We start from the raw sequence: 20180 nt of genomic DNA, 5'->3' as shown, positions 1-20180 counted from the left end.
CGAGACGTTAGGTTGGCGGCCGAACAGTTCATCTCAATCTGTAACACTTGGAGTCCAAATATCTGGCTCGGTGTTACAGATTGAGATTTTGCTAAAGCCGAGGATGGGCGCCGCCGCCAAAACCTAGCGCTTGCGGCGCTTGGTCGCGGCGATGCCGGCGGCGGCTACGGTTGCGCCGGCGATGCCTAGGGCGGCGACCGTCATCACGGCGGAGTCACCCGTGCTGGCAAGCTCCGTACCACCGGACTTCTTGCCATTCTTGCCCTTACCCTTGGACTTGTCCGTCGTCACCGTGGTCGTCGTCGAAGCCGAGCTGCCCGCAGGGACCCCGGCCCCACCAGAGCCGTCCGCACCACCGCCCTGCTCGCCGCCGCCAGGCGTCGGCTCCGGCTCGGGCGTCGGCTCAGGCGCCGCCTCATCGGTCACCGTAATCGTAATGTTCAGACGCTCGGAATACTCGCTGTACGACATGCCAGGACGCTGTGCCGCAATGCGTACATACATGTTGCTATCGAGCGCAATAGGCTCGGTGTACTTTACGCGGCCTTCGTCACGGCAGGGGCAGGTGTCGTTGGTGGTGTACCAAATCGTCGTGCCATCCTCGGCCGAAAGCTCTAGCTTCGTGCCCTTGGGCACTGTAATGTAGTTCTCCTTGGGCGACCATGCACCAAACGTCGTCGCACCAATCGTCGCCACCGGTCGCGCCGGTCGCACCGCCTCGGCAGACACGCGAACGTCGACCTGCTTGGACAGCGCCGTGCCGTCCACCGCCGCCGTCAACGTCGTCAAACCAGGCAGAGCGCCATGCAGCACAAACGTCGCCGCGCCGTCCTCGCCCGTCACGGCCTGGGTGGCATCGACAGAGCAGATAGCCGAGGACTCCAGCCCAACACTAACCTTGGCGCCCGCAAACGGCTTGCCCGCCTTATCGGTCACGTGCGCCACCAGCTCAAAGTCACTGCCATCAAGCATGGTCACGGCCTGCTCCACGTTGAGCTTGAGCTTGTCGGCACGAACGCCCACGACAAGCTCTCCACTTGCCCAGCGCTCCATGGCCGTGCCGGCGTAGTTGCGAGCACCGTCGAGCTCAAGCGCCACCGTCGAGCCCGCCTCACACGCATCGGCATAGCGAATACGCAGCACGCGCGACAGCGGCTTGCCATTGGGATCGTCCTGCTTGTCGAGCCACGTATACGTCACGTCGCCCAAGCCCTGCGCGCACAATGCGGCCAGGGCATCGTCGCTCGCATCCATATACTGCGCAAACTCAACCTCGATGCAATCGGTATAGGCATGGGCCGAAACCACCTCGGGCGCCGCCGTCGACACCAAGCCAATGTTCACCTCAGTCTGAATCGGCGGCACGCGCAGCCAAGCCGAACGCGCTTCCTCATACCCGCCCTTGGTCACGCGCACCTGATACCAGCCGGTCGGCGTATTCCAGTTGTATGCACCGTCCGCACCCGTTGCAAGCGGATTGTCCTGCTCATACTCCTCGGCATCCCAACGCACTTCATTGGTACCGGCCGCATCGTCGGCGCTCCACAGCTCAACCGTTGCGCCTTCAACCGTATTGGACAGCAGACCCTCGTACACCACGCCCGCAGGGTCGGGTGCTGCCTTGGCAGCCACATTGCGATAACGCGCCTCGAAGATCGACTGCATCTTCTCGTCCGAGATCAAGCCATCCTTGTTGGCCTTGTAGACCTCGGCATCGGTCAGCTCGCCCCAGTTGACCGTAATACGATTCTGACACGCGCGCTCCACCTGCTCGCAGGCAACATCGTAGGCGCATTCGGCATTGGTCAACTTAACCGCGCGCTCCGAGCCCACGCTCGTCGAGGCCGCATCATAGGCGGCGCCCACCACGGTACCCGCCGAGCCAGCCGTTAGCACGCCGGCGATCGTCATAATGGAGCCCACCGCCACATCGGTACTATCGTGGCAGAGCTGGCGATACAGCAGATCCTCAAACGCACGCGCCTTCTCCATGGCGTCACGCAGCGCGTAAATGCACTTCCAGTCGTCCTCGGTCTTCTCGGGCTTGGCAAGCAAGCGCGTATGCTGAAGCTCATAGCCCTCGCGCTCGCCCTTCACCTTCTGCATACGGACGTTCACGTTCTCCCAGTTCTTGCTGGCATCGTTCACGCCGTAAATGCCGGTAAAGACGCCGATACCCTGGGTCGCCGCGGGAAACGCCTGTCCGGCCGCCTTCCACGCATCGGTCTTAAAGACCTGTCCGAACATCTCGCACTCGATCTTATAGCTCTTGAGCGAACGGATCGTGCGGATGAGCTTCATATGGGCGCTCACGTCGCCGTTGCGTTTCCAGGCCATGAGCCATCCGCGCACCTTGGAGTTGTTGAGGCTATGGACCACATTCCAGTTGTCGTACAGGTTGTCCAGAATATCGCACTGCATGGCGATCGAATTAAACAGAAGCGCCTGGTTCTTGTTGTTATTGGAGTTCTCGATAAATTCCGACTCTATATAGGCCGTCTGCTCGCCATCGGGCGCGGCGACCTTAAAGCCCTTGATGGTATCGTCGTCAGCCGCCTTGTAGCTCAGCGAGCTGCCGAGCGCCTGGCCCAAATCGTTAAACCCGCTCGTCGACTGGCCGTTGTATTCGCTGGCCTTAATGCCCGCACACTTGTTGAGCGCCGCAGCGGTTGCGTCATTCCAGCTTCCGTATTGGTTGAGCCGGCCGATACCCATCGACTGGCCCACCAGATCCTCGGCCTGCTGGGCGATAAACTCCGCTCGCGATGCATGGTCGACGAGCTCCTTGATGGCGGCCGCATCCGCAGGGTTCGCACCCTGGGCCGCCGCGAGTTCCTGATACCAATCCTCGCTGGTGCCGTAAGCATCCTCAAAGATCATCTTGTCCACATTGACGCCATAGCTGTCGCCCTGCTGGGTCAGCAGCGCCGCCGACCCGCCGACCGCGGCCTTGAGCTCAGCCGCAAACTGCGCGGCCTCCTCGTTGCCAGCATCATCGCCCTCGCCGTCGCTGGCGGCAGGGGCGCGACGAGCCTTGCGGGCAGCTCCACCTTGGGCTTCGTCCTCTTTACCGTTCTCGTCCTCCTCGGCAAACGCATCGGCGACCATCCGGTCAATCGCGTCGTTAAAGGCCTCGTCGACATCATTAAACGAGTTATCCATCATATACTCGCGCCACTGCTGCACGGCATTCGAGAACTCCTGCTGGCGCTCCTCGGCCGCGGCGGAATGCTTTTTGGCCGAAGCTTTGGCGTCAAAACTCAGCATGGTCATAAGCTGGGCATTGGAGATGCGGTAGGTCTGCGGCATAAAGATCTGCTCAAAGTTGCCGCAGTTCACATAGGTCGAGTCATTCGCCTTGTTAAACTCGTCGAGCAGCTTAAGGTAGCCCTCGTCCACATACTCCGCCACATAGCGCACACGGGTGCCCTCGCGCGACTTTTGAGTCAGAGGAATCGTCACCGTCTTGCCATCCACGCAGTCCACGTACAGGTCGAGCGTGTCGGCGGCCTCTTCGTTTCCCACCTCGAGCGTGATGTCAAAGGTCCAGTAGGCGTTCTTCTTTTGTGGCAGATGATGGAAGGTCCACAGGCTCTTGCCGGTGTCCTTGCCGTCCTTGACCAAGTTTTGCGTACCGCCACGATACGTCACATCAAAGCTCCAGACCGAAGCGCTCGGAACATAGCGCACGTAGTTGCGAGCCGTCACCTCTGCGGCAGCGGCGGCAACATCGGTCGAGCCCACGCGCGCCTCGAGCGTCACACGCTCGGCGGCAAGCGTATCCTGCGGCAGGTCGTATTCAATCTTGGCACGGCCGAGTTTATTGGTCTTGCCGGTGTACTTTGCAGCCGACGAGCCCGTCCCCACGGTGAGCTGCACGCTCTTGCCCGGCGCTGCATAAACGTAGGCCACATTGCCCAGCAGGCTGTGAACGTCGGTGTTGTCGACCTCGATGCGCGATCCGCTAACCTCGAGTGTGGTGCTTCCCAGCGGCAATGTCACCTCGCCCAGCGTAATGAGCGGCGAGATGGCATAGGTGCCCGAGGACTTAGGCTTAAAGCGCACAAAAACATCGGCGCCCGCGCTCTTCTTCATATCGAGAACGAGGTTGTCGCCCTCCCAAGTTGTGTCAGCCCACATGGCATCGGAGCTTGCGCCGGCTTCGCGAGCGCCTGCGGACACATCCTCGACGGCATCCTTGGCAAGCGGAATCTCAATCTTGGCAGCCTGGCTGTCCTTGAGCTCGTAATGAATGCGCAGCTCGGTCTCCACGCCAACGACCGCGGACGAATCAGCGATAACCGAGCCCGCCGTCAGCCCGCGCTCGGCACGATACGTCTCCACGTCAAACGTCGGCACGTCGAGCGTCACGTTGAGCTGCTTGCCGTCCTCGATCTTCACCTGTTTTTGCGCGATATGCTTACCCACGGTCAGTCCCAGGCGGCTAAACGTGGAATAGCTCGTCGCTTGGATGTCGTAGCTCGTCTTGTTAAAGGCGACGATGGTGTACGAACCGGCCTTAAGGCGCGGCGTCTCGGCCTTCATGATAGGCGTGGTGCCATCGTCTTCGTAACCCATCAGATAGGTGACGCCGTCGGCGACTAGCCTGCCGTCGGACGTACGGAACACCAGCACGCGGTTGGCGCCCTGGTAGTCGCCCTTGGTCGTGACCGTCGCCGTGCCCCAGGGCTTCAAGTCGATATCGACCTTGCCGACCGAAGGCTTCACCGTCGCCGTCGCCCCACCCAGCTTGAGGCTGTCTTTGGGCTCGAGCGTTATCTCCAGATCCTGGTCCGCGTCGGCAATGGCCTGCGACACCACGAGCACTGTGCCCTGGATACGGTAGTCGTTTTCCCTGTCGCCCTTGGCGGGTTTAAGCGTCTTGCCGCCGCTCTTCACCGTCAGATCGATGTTATCGAGACTATCGAGCTCAATGCGTTCGGTCTTATCCTGGCCTGCGACCGGTTCGAGATAGCCCACGTTGAGCTCAATCGCACGCGAAGCCGGAATCTTGGTAAAGTCCTCCGCCTTAATCTCCCCGATATTCCATGTGCCCGTCATCTGGTCGCCCGGGCGCGCCATCACCATGTCATAGTAACCGCTGAGCGAAATGCGCAGCGTTGCTGCCGTCTTGGAGAGGACGTCGGCAGCAACGGAGCCGTCGTCGCCAACCGTCAACGGCGTGGACTGCCCCGCCTGCACGAGCACGGCCGCCGCGCCCTGGGGAAGTTTGCCCGTGATTTGGGCGTCCTCGCCCATCCACTCAAAGGTATAGGCGGGACGCGTTGGGTCGGCCGAGTCCATGCGATCGGCGACGGCATCGGCAATCTTCTTGATCATCGAGGGGTTGCCCGCCGAGTCCGTCGCATAGGCATAGATGGTCTGGCCCTCGCTAAAAGGCATCAGGTAATCGACGCCATCGATCGTCACGTTGTTGGTGTACAGGCCCGCCTCTTCGAGCTTGATGTCGGGATTCATGACGCGCAGGGTCACCGCATTGTGGTTGGTGGTCGAGGTGCCGGCGCTGCTGGTATTACGCGTGTTGTCGAACGGCTCCAGATCAATCGACTGCACGCTCTTGGGCACAACGATTTCCTTACCGGCCAGCGCGGGATCGAGGTAAGTAAACGCGTGCGCTCCGATATATTTGACGCCATCGCCGATCGTCACCGACGACACATGCGAGCACCCGTCAAAGGCATAGCTCTCAATCCGCTCCACCGTGCCCGGCACGTTGATCTGCGTAAAGGTGAGTACCGTTGTGTCCGAGACATGGAACTGCGGCACGCCGCAATTGGCGAAGGCACGATAGTCGATAGTCTTAACCGAAGGCGGCAGCGTTGCCACCACATTGTCGTCAAGTTGCTCGCAGCCCTCAAAGGCCTGCTCGGGAATCGTGGTAAAGGCCGCGTTGTTGGGCCAGGTCACCGTCTGAAGTGTCTTGCTCCCGGTAAACGCATTCCAGCCCAACTCCTCAACCGAATCGGGCAGTGCGATTTCCTTGATGCTGCTGCCGCCCAAGCCGCCAACCGAGCGGACATGCGAATTCGAAGCGAAGGTAATCGATGTGAGCGCAGCGCTTCCCATACCCGTAAGGCTTACGACATGCTTGCCGTCGATGGTCGAGGGGACCTCCAACGTGGTAATGCCCGCGTCGCCATACTTGATAGAAATTTCGTTGGTGAGGCTATCGATCGAGAAGTAGTACTGCGCGGGGGTCTGCTCGCCGGCCACGTAGCCATCGTCGTCTTCGCCCTTTACGCCCGTGGCGCCCTTAGAGGTTGCCCAGAGTTCAAGTTTCTCGTTCCAGGTTGCCTCGGCACCGGAAGCCTCCTCTTGCTTCTGCTGCTCGGCGAGTTCCTTGCCCTCGACAAGATCGGTGGCGAGCGCACCCGCAGGTGTGCTCTCGGTCTGCCCGGCGCCCGTCAGGCCCGCCGCCGATGCAATCTCGGAAGCCGGGGGCGTAGGGGTGTCACCGGTATCGAGCACTGTGGGGTCGGCAGCGCCGGCATCGGGCGCGGGGTCGGCGGAAGCAGAGTCTGGCGTTTGGGCGTCAGCCGAATCGGCGGGGGCGGCGTCGACTGCCTGGCCGTTATCCGTCTGCACAAAAGTGCCGTCGGTGGTGAGGGTCTCGGCAAACGCGCCCGCGGGCAACGAACCCGTCACCATGGTGAGGGTCACCGTGGCAACCGTCAGCCGGCGGCAAAGCGCTCGAGCAGTAGTCCACCTCATGGTCGTTCCTTTCCTGAAACCAAAAGTCATCCAGCGTAATCGTTGTCCAAAAACAAAGCGAACGGTAGGTTCATATATACGAACCTACCGTTCTACCTGCGCAAACCACCAAAAAGGGGAAAGGCACCTTTGTGGTGGTTCTGGACTTGGCCGGCCAGTTTGTCTCAATCTGTAACAGTTAGAGGTCAAATTCCCCGCTTGGTGTTACAGATCAAGACGTAAGATTGACGGCCATTCGGCTCATCTCAATCTGTAACATCTAGAACCGTTTTGGGCAGTTTGGTGTTACAGATTGAGATCTTGCAAAAGCCGAGGATGGGCGCTGCCACCAAAAAACCTAGCGCTTGCGGCGCTTGGTCGCGGCGATGCCGGCCGCGGCAACGGTTGCACCGGCGATGCCTAGGGCAGCGACCGTCATCGCGGTGGTGTCGCCCGTGGCGACTAGAGCTATATCGGGCTTCTTGGCCGGCGTGGCTTTCTCAACCGTCTTGGTCGGGGTAGTTGTCGCGACCGGCTTTGTCGCGGGCTTGGTCTCGGGTTTCACCTCAGGCTTGGTCTCGGGCTTGACCTCAGGCTGCGGCGCCGGCTTCTCGGGATCGACCGGGGCCGGCGTGGCCTCGGGCGTAAACGTCAGGTTGGTGCTCAGCCATAGCGTGTAGATCCAACCGCTCTCGGGATCGATCTCGCTTGCCTCGCTCGCCTGATATCCACACTCCACGCCATTGACCATCAGCTTGGTGTTCGGCGTAAAGTAGAAACCGCGCGCCGGCTTAAAGTACAGGCCGTAACGATAGGTCACACCGGGCTTAAAGGCGTCGATGTGATTGGTGATGTTCTGGTCCCAAAACTCAACGGAATTTACTTCGCTGCCGTCGCTGCCCGTCCAGAACTCGCACTGGAGAATAGAGTCGGAACCCGCCGGAGTACCCGCCGTAAAGACCGGCCTGTCGCCCGCCTTAAAGGTGGTCATGGCGCCGTTAATCTCGATAAGGTCGATTGCCCGCCACTCATCAATCGGAGCCTCGCATAGCATATTGTCAGCGTTTGGCGCGAAGACGCCGTTGACGGTCTTGATGTGGGGCACCCAACGGCCGTTGACGTTCATATTGCAGTCATCGGCCACGGTATTGTCGCCCTTGAACCTCAGCTCAACGGAGTACATGTAGAACTTGCCCTCTTCGAAGTACTCGATCCTCCTCGCGCCCGTCGGATACTTGGCAGGATCGGAATACCAGAAGGCAACGGGTACCGACTCCCCGGATTCCATATTGAGCTCCATCTCCTCCCAGCACTCATACGCGATCTCGTACTTGTCGGCATCGGCAGCGGGAATCGTCGCGGTCGCGCACGGTACCTCGCCGGGCGCGTAGTCGGTCTTCACGTCGTTGACGTTCAGGTTATGGAGGGCTTCGTTTTCCGATGCATCAAGCGTAATTTCGCTATTGATGGCGTAGCGGAGGTAATAGTCGTCCCTGGTTTCGTTGAGGGTAATCGAGCTGCCCGCGTAGCTGTTGTCACCTTCATAGTCGGTGCCATAGTCAGTTCCGGTATACGTCAGTGCCGCGCCAATATAAAGAACCTCATTGCGCGTGAGTCGATACGAGCCGCCTGCCGCGCCACCCGTAAAGGTCAGCGTCAGCCTCATGTGATCGCCAACAGGCTCAAAGTGAGCCGTCACATCGGACATAGATGTGTCCTGGACTTCAGCCAGGGTGCCCGAAACAGCATCGGCCCGGTAGTACTTGGTTTCGACAAGTTTGCAGAGCGGCTTATCCGGCATGCCGCCCTCAACATCGGGAAAATCATAGGTATACGACTGGCCCTTTTCGAGTGTGACATTGCTCGGAAGCACGCAGTCCGTGTAGTGGGGAACCACGGTCGTATTGACCCTAACGCCGCCCTCGCCTGCCACATCGGTCACGCCACAGGGCATGATGGCGTCGCTTGCCGGTGTGGCGGCGTTGTCGCTGGGAGTGTTTTGTTCAGTGGGTGTCGCATCGTTCGCCGTTGCCGCTGATGCGTCCTGCTGAGCCTGCTGAGGTTCTGCCGTGGATTGCGCCACCGGAGCCGCGTCAGTCATCGGCGCAGCCGGGGCCACCGGTACCGGCGCCGGAGCCGCCGTATCCTCCGCAACCGTCGGCGTCACCGGAGCTGCGGCAACCTCGTCCGCCGCAGCGACAGGATCGGCACATTCCGTCGCCAGCGCCACGCTCGGCAGCAACAGCTGGCCAACCATAAGCGCACACGCACCAACGCTGGCAATCCTCACGCCCGCGCAGCGCCAGGTACCGTGAACCAGTGAGCAGGTGCGCTCATGCTGAGTTTGCTTATCAAAGTGGCTTCCGCACATAACGCCCTCCTTGGTTGTAGGGACATACCGCCACAAAGGTGCCTGTCCCCTTTGCGGTGGTCCTGTAGCACCAAGATGTGTCAAATGACTCCGTATACCTAGGTTCGTAGATGCGAACCTAGGCCTCTACCTGCGATTTAATTCAATATGATTTCGCCATCGCCGCACTCGTCCCGGGAACGCTACAATCGAGGACACGATTATTCATCCACCCAAAGGACCGTCCTTGAACCTGAGCAAGTCTAAAATCAACGCGCTTCTGGCACTCGCGCTCTTCACCTTCGCCTTCCTTGCCGCCGAGTTTCGCTTCGACGTCAACGTCGGGCTGCTCGCCGATGCCGAACGCGTTGTAATCGCACAGGGCTTTATTCTGGGTGCGAGCGTGCTCGGCTTTATCGGGTACGCGCCGCTGCTCGGGCTCGCACAGCGCAAAGGCCATTCACTGGCAGCCGCCAACGCCGCTGTTCCCATCGCCATCCTGGGATTGACCCAGATCCAGTCCCCCACAAGCCCGCTTGCGCTCGAGATTCTGGGATGTCTCGCATTCCTCGGACTCGGCCTACTGGGCGCCGCGGCGCACCACACATTCTCGATGGCGTTCCAAGATGACCCAAAACTCGCCACCGGCGCCGGAGCGGCCTATGCCGCAGGCATCCTGATGCAGTTCGCGATCAACCTGCTCGACTGCGGCGGCATCGCGGAGCTTATCGTTCTTGGCACGGCGACGATCGTCATCTCCGCCCTCAGCGCCGCTCCCCAAGCGACAGACAAGGGCTCCAGTCGCACCATCAATCCCTTAGCCGAGCCCTCACACGCCCTCGCCAAACAGGCGTGCTGGAGCATCGCACTCGTCATGATTCTCGCCTGCTTGTTCTCCACCCTCGACAACGTCGTCACGTTCTCAAACGCCCACGGCACCATTGCCGTGCAAACCTGGCCACGCCTCTTTTTGGCAGCGAGCGGTCTGCTTGCCGGCATCATCTTTGACCTTGCCGAGCGTCGCTATATGGGACTCGTCATGCTCGGCGTCACGGTGCTTTCCTGCATTTCGATCTTGGCCGTGGAAGCCGGCGCCGACCCCAACTTGGGCCTCATCGTCTTTTACCTGAGTTCAGGCTTTTTCGTCACGTTCTTCACCGCCACGTTTACACAGCTAGCGCCGCGCATGCACGCGCCCGCCTTATGGGCCGGCATGGGTCGCGCGGCCAACAACGTATGCGCGTTCACTACATCGAGCATCTCGCTTACCCTCGTGACCTCGGGTAACGTTGCCCTCATCATGATCGGTGCACTCGTCTTGCTCGTCGCCGCCTGCGCGGCATTCGTGGCAGCCGGCCTGTTCCGTCTACCCCAAACCGGGCAGGAGCGCGAGCGCGAACAGCTGGCAGAAGAAGCACTCGCCGCCCCCACCATCGAGGAGCAGCGTCAGGCCTTCATCACCAACCACGCTCTCACCCCGCGCGAAGTCGACGTGCTCATGGCTGTAACCCAAGACGAACGCCCGCTCAAGCAGGTCGCCGAGGAGCTCGGTATCTCGATGCGCATGGTACAGCGCCACCTGAGCTCTATCTACCAAAAGACCGACACGCAGACGCGCGCCGGTCTCACCAAGGCCTTCCCCTCCGCCTAAAGCAAAAGCCATCACAAAGGTGCCTGTCCCCTTTGTGATGGCTTTTGGTCGGCTAGCCTTCGAGCTGAGCCACCTTGTAGCGGTAGGCAGCGGCTATGACGTCTTTGCAGCCCTCGCGGCCCAGCTTGGCGCGGTTGACGACGATATCCTTGCCGCTCGTCATCTTCCACTTTCCGGCGCTGTAGCGCTTATAGAACGCCTCGCGTGCCTTCTGCTGCTGCTTGACCAGCTTGGCGCCCTTCTTTTTGTTGAGCCCACGCTTCTTGCGCACGATCTCGACGCGGTCCTCAAAGGGTGCGGTCACCAACACGGCAATGTGATTAGGGTTGTTACGCAGCAGGTAATCGGACAGGCGACCCTCGATAATGCAGCTCTCGGTCTCGCCCAGGTCCAAAATCACCTGACTCATCTTTTGGAACAACTTGTCCGAGTACGAACGCGCATCGTAGCGGTCGGGCAGAAACGCCATGTTCTCCACGGCCAGACGCTCGTCATAAGCGGCCATCTTATCGAGCGACTCACCCGCGCGCATCGACGCGCGCACCAGCAGCTCGTTGTCGTACAGCGGAATTCCCAACTCGTTGGCAAGCATGCGGCCAATCTCGTGGCCCTCGGCGCCAAAGTCGCGCGCGATGGTAATGACCACAGGATTCTTCTTGTTCTCCAGATCGCTCATCGCGATTCCTTTCTCTATGTGACAAAGGGACAGTCCCTTTGTCACATTCATTTTGCCCCCACCTTCGTCCTGGTTTCCCAAGTGCGGCAGATTGCCCCGAAAGAGGAGCGCCGCGTACTAAATGTACGCAAGCGACGATTGAGGGGCAAGGTGCCGTGCTTGGGGAAGCAGGACTATGCGGCCACAATGCGACGCTGATATGCCCTCACCAGCAGCGAGATACCAAAGTTGAGCACAAAGTACATCGCAAACACCAGGCCGTAGAGCATAAGCACCTGCGACAGGTCGATCGCGTGGGCCATCACGACGTTTGCCGTGTACATGAGCTCGGCCACGTTAATGCCCGAAAGATACGAGCTGTCCTTGATGACGGTCGTGCACTGACTAAACAGCGCCGGAATGATCGTCTTAAACGTCTGCGGCAGAATGATATAGCGCATGGTGGCAAAGAAGCCAAAGCCCTGGCTCTGCGCCGCCTCAAACTGGCCGCGCGGAATCGAGTTGAGGCCGCCACGCACAATCTCGGCCATAACAGCGCTGGTAAACAGCGTAAAGGCGATGGTCGAAATCACAATGTCCAAACCCTGCACCGTAAAGTAGATGAACAGGATCCACAGCAAGTTTGGCGTGCAACGGAACAGCTCGATATAGGCGCTCACCAAAATACGGAATGGACGGGGCGCGTAGCTTTTAACGAGCGCCAGCACCGTGCCAAAGATGAGCGAGAAAAAGATCGACAGCGCCGAGATCTCGATTGTCTTAACAAAGCCGCCCCAAATGTAGAGCAGGTTGGTCGCGTTGAAGATTTCCATTCGCTAGGCCTCCTCTACGTTGTCGAGCCCCAGCTCGGCCAGGCTCACGCCGCGCGGGCGCTCCTTGGAGCGGCGCTCGAGCCACTGCACCAGCATGGCGAGCGGAAAGCAGATGATGAAATACATAAGGCAGCAGACGATGTATCCCTGCAGGTAACCGTACAGACTCACAAAGTTGTCGGAACGGTACATAAGGTCGCCGCCGGCCACAAGCGCCAGCACCGACGTGTTTTTGACCAGGTTGAGTGCCTGGTTACACAGCGGCGGCAGAATGATCTTGAACGTCTGGGGCAGCACGATGTACCAGTATGCCTGCGCACGGGTGAAGCCCTGGCTCTGGGCCGCCTCCATCTGGCCACGCGGAACGGCCTCGATACCGGTACGGATGACCTCCGAAATGTAGGCAGCGTGATACAGGCCCACGCCCAAGAAGCCCAGCACAAACGGCGCGATACGCACCGGCTGGTCGGCACCGGTTATGGCCTGCAAAAACTGCGGACCGGCCATGTACATAAAGAGCACCTGCACGGGCAGCGGGGTGTTCTGGTAAAACTCCACGTACACGCGGCTTATGGCGCGCAGAACGCGAGAACGAGTGGTAGAGAACACGCCAAGCAGCGTGCCCAACACCAGCGACAGCAGCAGGCCGGCAACGACCACCTGCATCGTCACGCCAAAGCCCTCCCAGAAGGGCCCCATGTTTTGGAATGTCGTCGACCAGCGGTCGGCGTCAAACAATCCTTCGAGCATTTGATTCCTTCCTTGGACGATGCGCCTATACAAGACCCCAGGTCTTAACCTCTTGGTCGAGCCAGCCGTCGGCCAGGCGATCGCATATCACCTGATCGACCACGGCCGAAAGATCACAGCCCTTCTTGGTCGCCACGCCGTAGCCCTGCTCGCCAAACTTGACCTCGGGTTGCAGCAGCTCGACGGTCTCGTTCATGTATCCAGCCAGCGTGGAGCGGTCCATGGCAAAGACGTCGATATTGCCGGCATCGAGCGAACTCTTAATGATGGGGTAGCCGCTAAAGGCCCTAAACTCGGGCTTGCAGCTAAAGCCGTTGTCCTTGATCATCTGCTCGATCAGGCCCTGCGTGGTTGCACCCTGGCTCACGCCAATGACTTTGCCGTCCAGGTCCTCAATCGAGGTAAAGCCCGAACGCTTCTTGACCATGAGTCCCACGTAGTCGGTGCGGTACGGCGTCGAGAAATCCCAGCTCTTCTTGCGCTCGTCGGTGATGGTGTAGGTCGCCGCGACCACGTCGAGCTGGCCGTTATCGATCAGCGGGCCGCGCGTCTTGGGCGTTACGTCAGTAAACTCGACAAGCTCCTGGGCACGGGCCTCCTTGTAGCTCACGCCAAAGACGGCAGCGGCGATCTGGTAGCACAAATCGACCTCCATGCCCTCAAAGCGGCCCTTGGCGGTGTCGTAATAGCCGTAGCCGGGAACGTCCTTCTTAACGCCGGCATTCAGATGGCCACGCGACTTGATGGCCGCAAGCTTAGACCCCTTGTCGGAGTCCTCGCCGCCGGTGGAGTTGCCGCAACCGGTAAGCGCGGTCCCCGTCAGCGCGAGCATACCGGCGCTCGCCAGCTGCAAAAAGTGGCGGCGCGACACGGCCGCCCTCGTCATATCCGTCATGTCCATCACCGCGCCTAGTGCAGAATCTTGGACAGAAACTCGCGGCAGCGCGGGTTCTCGGGGTTATCGAAGAAGTGCTCGGGTGTGCCCTCCTCCAGGATGCGGCCGTCCTCCATAAAGATGACGCGGTCGGCCACCTGGCGCGCAAAGCCCATCTCGTGCGTCACGCAGATCATGGTGATATCCTCCTGCGCGAGCTCGATCATAACGTCCAGGACTTCCTGGACCATCTCGGGGTCGAGCGCCGAGGTCGGCTCGTCAAACAGGATGATGGGCTGCTTGGTGCACAGGGCACGGGCAATGGCGATACGCTGCTGCTGACCGCCCGAGAGGTTCTGCGGATACTCGCCGGCCTTATGCGCCATGCCGACGCGCCTGAGCGCGGCGATGGCGATCTCGGTCGCCTCCTCCTTACTCTTCTTTTGCAGCTTGATGGGCGCGAGCGTCAGGTTGCCCAGCACCGTCATGTTGGGATATAGGTTGAACTGCTGAAACACCATGGAGCTGTACTTACGAGCCATCTCCAGATGATTCTTCTTGGTGAGCGGCGTACCGTCGATGATGACCTCGCCCGACGTGGGCTCCTCCAGATAATCGACGCAACGGATGAGCGTGGACTTGCCCGAGCCGGAAGGCCCGATCATTACGAGCTTCTCGCCGCGCTTGACGGTGAGGTTGATATCTTTGAGCACATGCAGGTCGCCAAAGTACTTGTTGAGATGCTTGATCTCGATCATGTCTGCCATGAATATCCCTTTCCTGCGCTTACACGAATTGCTCTATTTTACGGAAAGAACCACGTTTCCGCAGCCCACACTGCATTCCCGTAAAGAACCCGCAACCTTTAACCCACTCATTGGGGACAGACTTAAATGAGTACCCAATGAGAGGGCACTCATTTAAGCCTGTCCCCAATGAGCGCCCAATGACCAGCCAAGGGAGGCGCCCTTCATCGGCCAACAAAAAAGGGGGCGCGACCGCAATGGTCACGCCCCTCAACACCAACTATGTACCGCTCGTCCCTACACGAGTTTGCCGCCGACGATCTTTGCCGCGGCCGGTTTATCGAAGTTGCCGCCGGTGGCCTTGCCGAGCGCCCCCATAACCTGTCCCATCTGCTTCTTGGACGTGGCGCCCAGCTCGGCGATGACCTGCTCAATCAGAGCCTCGAGCTCCTCGCCCGAAACCTGCGCGGGCAGTAGGCTCTCCAGAATCTTGACCTGCTCGGTCAGGTTGTCGGTACGATCTTGATCGGTACCGGCCTTGATGGACATCTCCAACGTCTCGCTTGTCTGCTTAATCAGACGCTTGATCATGCTGTTGACGTCTTCCTCGGTCACGTCGCGGCGCTCGTTGACCTCGATGTTCTTAACCTCGGCCTTGACCTGGCGAATGATAGACAGGCGAACCTTGTCCTTGGCCTTCATGGCGGCAATCATTTCCTGCTGCAGCTCTTCGTTGGTCATCTGCAAATCCTCCTCAATAGTGTGGGCGGCACTCGCACGAGCACCGCCCCTTGATTACTCAGTCGTCGACGAATCGTCGGTCGAGCTCTTGGTGACGCCCTTCAGGCTCACGTTATAGGGCACGTCCTTGGGCATGGGGTTGACGGTAATGTCGGCATCCTTCGTGTACTTCTCCAGCCACTCGTTGTATGCCGTGCCCGATGCCTGGGTCTTCACCACATTGGAAACGTACTTCTTAATAGCCTTGGGCACCTGATTGATGTCATCGACCTGGCCATCGACATGGAAGTAGTCGGTGCACTTGATGATGTGGTAGCCATACGTCGACTCGACCACGTCGCTCACATCGCCCTTGTTAAGGCCCTCGAGCGCCGTCTGGTAGCTGTCGACAAAGGTGGTGAGCTTATCCCAGCCCACGTCACCCTTCTTCTCCTTGGAACCGGTGTCGTCGGAATACTGCTTCACGGCATCCTCAAAGCTCAGCTCGCCGGAGTTGATCTTATCCAGGCACTCCTGCGCCTTGGCCTTGGCGGCGGCCTTGTCCTCGTCGGAAGCGTCGGAATCAACCTTAATCAGGATGTTCGACGAGCGGCGGGCATCGTTGTAGTTAGACAGGTTCTCGTTAATGTAATCGACAATCTCGCTGTCCTTGGGCTTGCTGGTGGGAGCAACGGCATCCTTAAGCTTCTGCTGCGCCAGGCTCTCCTTGAGCGAGTCCTTGTAGGTGTCCTCGGTATAGCCGTAGGTCTTAAGGGTCTCCTTAAAGGTCTTGGCGCCGCCCGCGCTCTTGCAGGCGTCCTTCCAAGCCTTCTCTACTTCCTCGTCCGAAACCGTCACGCCGTTCTCCTTCTGCGCCTGCTGGAGCAGAATCTGCTGCGTATAGGAATCGATGAGCTGTTTGCGGTACTTCTTGGGCGTCAGGTCGTTGTCAACCAGATACTGCGCCCAATCCTCATCCTTGGTGTAGCCGTAGGACGTGCGCATGCTCATGATCTGCTTGGTTACGGTGTCCTCGGTGAGGTTGGTGCCGTTGATAGTAGCAGCCACGCCGCCGGTCAGTTTGTAACCCGAGTTATTGTTCTCGGTCTGCGACATCAAACCGGAGCACGCCATGGCCGAGACGGAAAGCAGCATTGCCAGCACGCCGATAACCACCAGGACGATCTTGACGGTCTTGGACACGTACGTCTTGCGCTGCTTCTTGCGAGAGCTGGAGGCGGCGCGGGACCGTTGCTCGGACGTCGGCGCGACCTCGGGGTTCTTTTTCTTGTTTGCCATAGTTGGCCTTTCGCATCACGAATCGAACAAACGTCATTGTGTCACAACGCAGCCCCGCGGCACACCTGGTGCATGGGAGACAGGTCAATCTGCACCATTTTGGTGCAAAGGTGCCAGTCTTAGAAGTGGCGGCGGATGGCGTCGACCATGCCCTGGGACGAAGTCTGGCCGAGCACGTCGGCTGCGGCGTCAGCATCCATAAAGATATTCATAAGCGCTTGCAGAGCCTCGACCTGGCCGCCCGGCTCGGCAATACCCAGATTGATGATGATCTGCGCCGGCACGGGGGCACCCATACCCGCCATAGCATTGAACGTCACGGGCGCGGAGGGCTTAATCACCGCGATATAGGGCTTAGCCACAAACCCCGGATCGGTATGCGGAATGGCAATATTGGCCGCCGGCATAGCGAGGCCCGTGGGATAGATGTCCTCGCGCGTACGGACGGCATCGAGCCAACCGGACGCAATGTAGCCGCGCGGAGCGAGCTCGCCCTCGAGCCGCGCAAACACCTCATCCGGCGTTGCGCACTCCCAATCAAAAAACACCAGCTCAGGCGCGAATAGCATCTCGGCGTTATCCGCCATACCGTCCTCCAAAGTTGCATGAGGTTCACAATGCCCCATATGATAGCGAAACCAGACAGGCAAGGTTAGCCGAGGATCCCAATCATCTCGAGTGCGCGGGCAGGCGTCAAGCACACCTCGGGCATCGCCTCCAGCATGCGCCGGTCGCTCGTGACCACGTAGTCAACATCTGCCGTCTCGCCCGAAGCGATGATGAGGTTGTCTTCGAGATCCGGCATGCGCTTGCCAAGCATGCGCGCCATCTCGCACTCTGCCAACGAAAGCGGAGAGGCAGTTGCCACCTGCATCATGTGCTCGATACAGGCCCATGACGCCGAGGCAAACGAAACGTTAATCCCATTCGCATTCCGCCGGGCCAGACGCCGAGGCAGGATATAGAACACATCCTTTACCGTCGTGGGCGCGTACAGAAGGTCAATCTTTCCCGCCTCGGCCAGTTCAACTAATCTCTTCGCTTCGTCGAACGCCCCCTCTTGCAGGTAATAATCGAGCCAAACGTTCGTATCTACCAAGAGATGCTTTGCCTCGATCATCGACAATTCGCCTCAATATCGGCAATCATCGTGTCATACATATCATCTCGTACGGCATCCCAGTCTTCCGCAGATGATCCAACTGGCGCAAAATCCGAAGCATTTAGCCCCAGCGATGAAAAAGCGAGGCCACACCCCTGCTCAGCCAGGCTCTCCGCGCGGGGTGCCTCGCGCTTATCCGTCACCATAAATCCCGGCAACGCTTGATGCTCGACAAGATAGGCCCAAAGCGCACGAACGGCATCGCTCGGCCCCAATCCATTGCGTGTCAGGACCGCATCGCCACCAGCCTTGAGCATAGGATCGATTCGCGTATTGAGCTGCACCGTTGCTGCACCCATAGCGGCTCCTCTCTACTTGCTAGCAGTATAGCAAACAGATAAGCCCACGCAAAAGGGCCCCGCCCACACACGGACGAGGCCCTATCGGATTTCTTGGAATGGGAATGGTGCCCGTCACGTTATCCAGAGCCCAAAATCAAAGAGATATTAAGCTGATTGGGGCACATGTGATTCCACATGCCCCAATCAGCTTTTTTGATAGTTTACGTGCAATGAAAACCAAGCGAATCCTTTTACGCACGATGGCGCGCCGGGTCAATTGCCACCTTGCCGCTCTCCAGCACATGAACGCGGCCGTCGGCGAGCATCTGCACGACTTCGGGATACAGCACGTGCTCGATCGCGTGAATGTGCTCCTCGAGTGTGTCGACATCCCAACCTTCCTCAACAGCCAGCGCGCGCTGGGCAATGATGGGGCCGTTGTCGTAGATCTCGTTGGCAAAATGCACAGTCACACCGGTCACCTTGACGCCGCGCGTAAAGGCATCGTCGATCGCATGCGCACCGGTAAAGCTCGGCAGCAGCGCCGGATGCAGATTGACAACGCGGTTGGGGAACGCCGCCAGCAGCGGCGTATGCACCATGCGCATGTAGCCAGCCATGACCACATACTCGCAGCCGCGTTCGAGAAGCTCGTGCGCAATAATCTCGTCGGCGGCGATAGGGTCGGCGTAGACATCCTTGGAGAGCGTCAGCGTCTGGATACCCGCACGCTCTGCACGCTGCAGGCCCTTGGCCGAAGGACGGCTCGACACCACGAGCTCGATCGAAGCATTGAGCTTGCCGGCGGCGATCAGGTCGATCAACGCCTGTAGGTTGGTGCCCGAACCGCTGATGAGCACGCCGATCTTGAGCGGCTCGGCCGTATCGGTACCGGTCGGACGGGTATAGGGCGCAAAACCCAGGCCCTTGGCGGCAGCCGTCTGCTCGTTAGCGCTCATCGGAGTACACGACCTTACCGGAGCCCTCGACGCATTCGCCCACGCGGAACGGCTTCTCGCCCAGCGCGACCAGGGCATCGGTTACCGCGGCCTCGTCTTCGGGGGCGACAATCAGGCACAGGCCGACGCCCATGTTGAAGGTCTTGCATGCCTCGTTGGGCGCAAGCTCGGCCTGGCGCGACACATAGGTGATGACGGGCGGAATGTCCCAGCCCATCTCGGCGCCATTGCGGGTGACCACGGCGTCGACGTCGTCGGCCAACGCACGGTTAAGGTTCTCGGTGATGCCACCGCCGGTGATATGGGCGATGGCGTGCACCGGAGCGCCGCCGCGGAGCAGCTCAAGAATCGGCTTGACATAGATGCGCGTGGGGGCCAGCAGAGCGTCTGCCAGTGATGCGCCGCCGAGCTCCTCGAGCGGACGGCTCAGCTCCTCGGCCTTAGCGGCGGCCTCGGGCGTACCCGGCTTGATGCCGTCAACGCCGATGACTTTACGCACGAGCGAGTAGCCGTTGGAGTGCACGCCGGTGGAGGGAAGGCCCAGAATCACGTCGCCGGGGCGGACGTTGGCGGGGTCGAGCATCTTGGGACGGTCGACGACACCCACGGTAAAGCCGGCGAGGTCGTAGTCGGCGGGAGCCATGACGCCCGGGTGCTCGGCCATCTCGCCGCCCACGAGCGCGCAGCCCGCGAGCTTGCAGCCGTCTGCCACGCCCTTGATGATCTTTGCCATGTGCTCGGCCTCGATGTGGCCGATGGCAACATAGTCCAAAAAGAAGAGCGGCTCGGCGCCCGAAGCCAAAATGTCGTTGACGCACATGGCGACCAGGTCCTGGCCCACCGTCTCGTGACGGTCCATGATCTGGGCGAGGACGAGCTTGGTGCCCACGCCGTCGGTACCGCTGATCAGGATCGGGTCTTCCATATCCTTAAGCGCGGCGGCCGAGAACAGGCCGCCAAAGCCACCGATGCCGCCGATAACCTCGGGACGGTTGGTATCCTTAACCATTTGCTTAATAGCGTCGACGGCGCGGCCGCCCTCGGCGGTATCGACGCCGGCATCCTCATACGTCACATGCTTGCTGTCGCTCATCTGAGCCTTCCTCTCCCACTACCGTTTGACACACAGACGCCAAACAGTGCTCATAGTTGCCCTCAAGTTGGCGCACACGGTAACAACACGCGCCGC

The 20180-nt window shown here is 59.9% G+C and carries 15 protein-coding genes; 1 reads left to right on the top strand and 14 read right to left on the bottom strand.

The window, feature by feature from the left end; all coding sequences use genetic code 11:
• Positions 1-123 precede the first annotated feature (123 nt).
• On the bottom strand, positions 124-6732 hold the full coding sequence (locus ACTNDJ_RS05010) for a leucine-rich repeat protein (RefSeq protein WP_441063234.1): 6609 nt from the start codon (positions 6730-6732) through the stop codon (positions 124-126).
• A gap of 337 nt (positions 6733-7069) precedes the next feature.
• On the bottom strand, positions 7070-9082 hold the full coding sequence (locus ACTNDJ_RS05005) for a hypothetical protein (protein WP_441063235.1): 2013 nt from the start codon (positions 9080-9082) through the stop codon (positions 7070-7072).
• Positions 9083-9308: 226 nt separating this feature from the next.
• Here ACTNDJ_RS05005 and ACTNDJ_RS05000 point away from each other — a divergent pair, with 226 nt between their 5' ends.
• Complete coding sequence (locus tag ACTNDJ_RS05000; protein WP_441063236.1) at positions 9309-10712, top strand: helix-turn-helix transcriptional regulator; 1404 nt, start codon at positions 9309-9311, stop codon at positions 10710-10712.
• A 52-nt stretch (positions 10713-10764) separates the two neighbouring features.
• Here ACTNDJ_RS05000 and ACTNDJ_RS04995 read toward each other — a convergent pair whose 3' ends face one another.
• The 12 genes from ACTNDJ_RS04995 to purM form a co-directional block, all read right to left on the bottom strand.
• Positions 10765-11388 (bottom strand): AAA family ATPase, encoded by a 624-nt coding sequence (locus tag ACTNDJ_RS04995; protein WP_427717988.1) that lies wholly within the window; start codon positions 11386-11388, stop codon positions 10765-10767.
• 173 nt (positions 11389-11561) lie between these two features.
• Complete coding sequence (locus tag ACTNDJ_RS04990) at positions 11562-12200, bottom strand: amino acid ABC transporter permease (protein ID WP_055285379.1); 639 nt, start codon at positions 12198-12200, stop codon at positions 11562-11564.
• Positions 12201-12203: 3 nt separating this feature from the next.
• Positions 12204-12950, bottom strand: coding sequence for an amino acid ABC transporter permease (locus ACTNDJ_RS04985; protein WP_154516699.1), 747 nt, complete (start codon positions 12948-12950; stop codon positions 12204-12206).
• Between the two features lie 25 nt (positions 12951-12975).
• Positions 12976-13851 carry a transporter substrate-binding domain-containing protein gene (locus ACTNDJ_RS04980; RefSeq protein WP_441063238.1) on the bottom strand — a complete coding sequence of 292 codons (876 nt, stop codon included), beginning with the start codon at positions 13849-13851 and terminating at the stop codon, positions 12976-12978.
• A gap of 8 nt (positions 13852-13859) precedes the next feature.
• Positions 13860-14591: an amino acid ABC transporter ATP-binding protein gene (locus ACTNDJ_RS04975; protein WP_441063239.1), complete on the bottom strand. Its 732-nt coding sequence runs from the start codon at positions 14589-14591 to the stop codon at positions 13860-13862.
• Between the two features lie 276 nt (positions 14592-14867).
• Entirely contained in the window at positions 14868-15311 is a 444-nt protein-coding gene (locus ACTNDJ_RS04970) for a GatB/YqeY domain-containing protein (protein WP_427717979.1), read from the bottom strand.
• Positions 15312-15365: 54 nt separating this feature from the next.
• On the bottom strand, positions 15366-16589 hold the full coding sequence (locus ACTNDJ_RS04965) for a peptidylprolyl isomerase (RefSeq protein ID WP_441063240.1): 1224 nt from the start codon (positions 16587-16589) through the stop codon (positions 15366-15368).
• Positions 16590-16708: 119 nt separating this feature from the next.
• Positions 16709-17176, bottom strand: coding sequence for a PTS sugar transporter subunit IIA (locus ACTNDJ_RS04960; RefSeq protein WP_427717974.1), 468 nt, complete (start codon positions 17174-17176; stop codon positions 16709-16711).
• Positions 17177-17241: 65 nt separating this feature from the next.
• Positions 17242-17709 carry a PIN domain-containing protein gene (locus ACTNDJ_RS04955; RefSeq protein ID WP_427793750.1) on the bottom strand — a complete coding sequence of 156 codons (468 nt, stop codon included), beginning with the start codon at positions 17707-17709 and terminating at the stop codon, positions 17242-17244.
• Positions 17706-18050, bottom strand: coding sequence for a type II toxin-antitoxin system RelB/DinJ family antitoxin (locus tag ACTNDJ_RS04950; RefSeq protein WP_427747588.1), 345 nt, complete (start codon positions 18048-18050; stop codon positions 17706-17708). The genes ACTNDJ_RS04955 and ACTNDJ_RS04950 overlap by 4 nt, the downstream gene beginning before the upstream one ends.
• A gap of 233 nt (positions 18051-18283) precedes the next feature.
• Positions 18284-18991, bottom strand: a complete 708-nt coding sequence (gene purN, locus ACTNDJ_RS04945; protein WP_441063241.1) for a phosphoribosylglycinamide formyltransferase — start codon at positions 18989-18991, stop codon at positions 18284-18286.
• Positions 18981-20084 (bottom strand): phosphoribosylformylglycinamidine cyclo-ligase, encoded by a 1104-nt coding sequence (gene purM, locus ACTNDJ_RS04940; protein WP_441063242.1) that lies wholly within the window; start codon positions 20082-20084, stop codon positions 18981-18983. Before purM ends, purN begins: the two co-directional genes overlap by 11 nt.
• Between the last annotated feature and the right edge of the window lie 96 nt (positions 20085-20180).

It is taken from the genome of Collinsella sp. HCP3S3_D1 (genome assembly GCF_052064015.1).
GTDB lineage: Bacteria > Actinomycetota > Coriobacteriia > Coriobacteriales > Coriobacteriaceae > Collinsella.
The sequence above is the reverse complement of the archived record's forward strand: the minus strand, read 5'-3'. Positions and strand labels throughout refer to the sequence as shown.

What these genes read in the sequence shown, in the direction of transcription:
- ACTNDJ_RS04965 (WP_441063240.1), bottom strand. Translation starts at nt 16,589, where the DNA reads ATGGCAAACAAGAAAAAGAACCCCGAGGTCGCGCCGACGTCCGAGCAA.
- ACTNDJ_RS04950 (WP_427747588.1), bottom strand. Translation starts at nt 18,050, where the DNA reads ATGGGTGCAGCAACGGTGCAGCTCAATACGCGAATCGATCCTATGCTC.
- ACTNDJ_RS04985 (WP_154516699.1), bottom strand. Translation starts at nt 12,950, where the DNA reads ATGCTCGAAGGATTGTTTGACGCCGACCGCTGGTCGACGACATTCCAA.
- ACTNDJ_RS04980 (WP_441063238.1), bottom strand. Translation starts at nt 13,851, where the DNA reads ATGGACATGACGGATATGACGAGGGCGGCCGTGTCGCGCCGCCACTTT.
- ACTNDJ_RS04970 (WP_427717979.1), bottom strand. Translation starts at nt 15,311, where the DNA reads ATGACCAACGAAGAGCTGCAGCAGGAAATGATTGCCGCCATGAAGGCC.
- ACTNDJ_RS04975 (WP_441063239.1), bottom strand. Translation starts at nt 14,591, where the DNA reads ATGGCAGACATGATCGAGATCAAGCATCTCAACAAGTACTTTGGCGAC.
- ACTNDJ_RS04995 (WP_427717988.1), bottom strand. Translation starts at nt 11,388, where the DNA reads ATGAGCGATCTGGAGAACAAGAAGAATCCTGTGGTCATTACCATCGCG.
- ACTNDJ_RS04955 (WP_427793750.1), bottom strand. Translation starts at nt 17,709, where the DNA reads ATGATCGAGGCAAAGCATCTCTTGGTAGATACGAACGTTTGGCTCGAT.
- ACTNDJ_RS04990 (WP_055285379.1), bottom strand. Translation starts at nt 12,200, where the DNA reads ATGGAAATCTTCAACGCGACCAACCTGCTCTACATTTGGGGCGGCTTT.
- purM (WP_441063242.1), bottom strand. Translation starts at nt 20,084, where the DNA reads ATGAGCGACAGCAAGCATGTGACGTATGAGGATGCCGGCGTCGATACC.
- ACTNDJ_RS05005 (WP_441063235.1), bottom strand. Translation starts at nt 9,082, where the DNA reads ATGTGCGGAAGCCACTTTGATAAGCAAACTCAGCATGAGCGCACCTGC.
- ACTNDJ_RS05010 (WP_441063234.1), bottom strand. Translation starts at nt 6,732, where the DNA reads ATGAGGTGGACTACTGCTCGAGCGCTTTGCCGCCGGCTGACGGTTGCC.
- purN (WP_441063241.1), bottom strand. Translation starts at nt 18,991, where the DNA reads ATGAGCGCTAACGAGCAGACGGCTGCCGCCAAGGGCCTGGGTTTTGCG.
- ACTNDJ_RS04960 (WP_427717974.1), bottom strand. Translation starts at nt 17,176, where the DNA reads ATGGCGGATAACGCCGAGATGCTATTCGCGCCTGAGCTGGTGTTTTTT.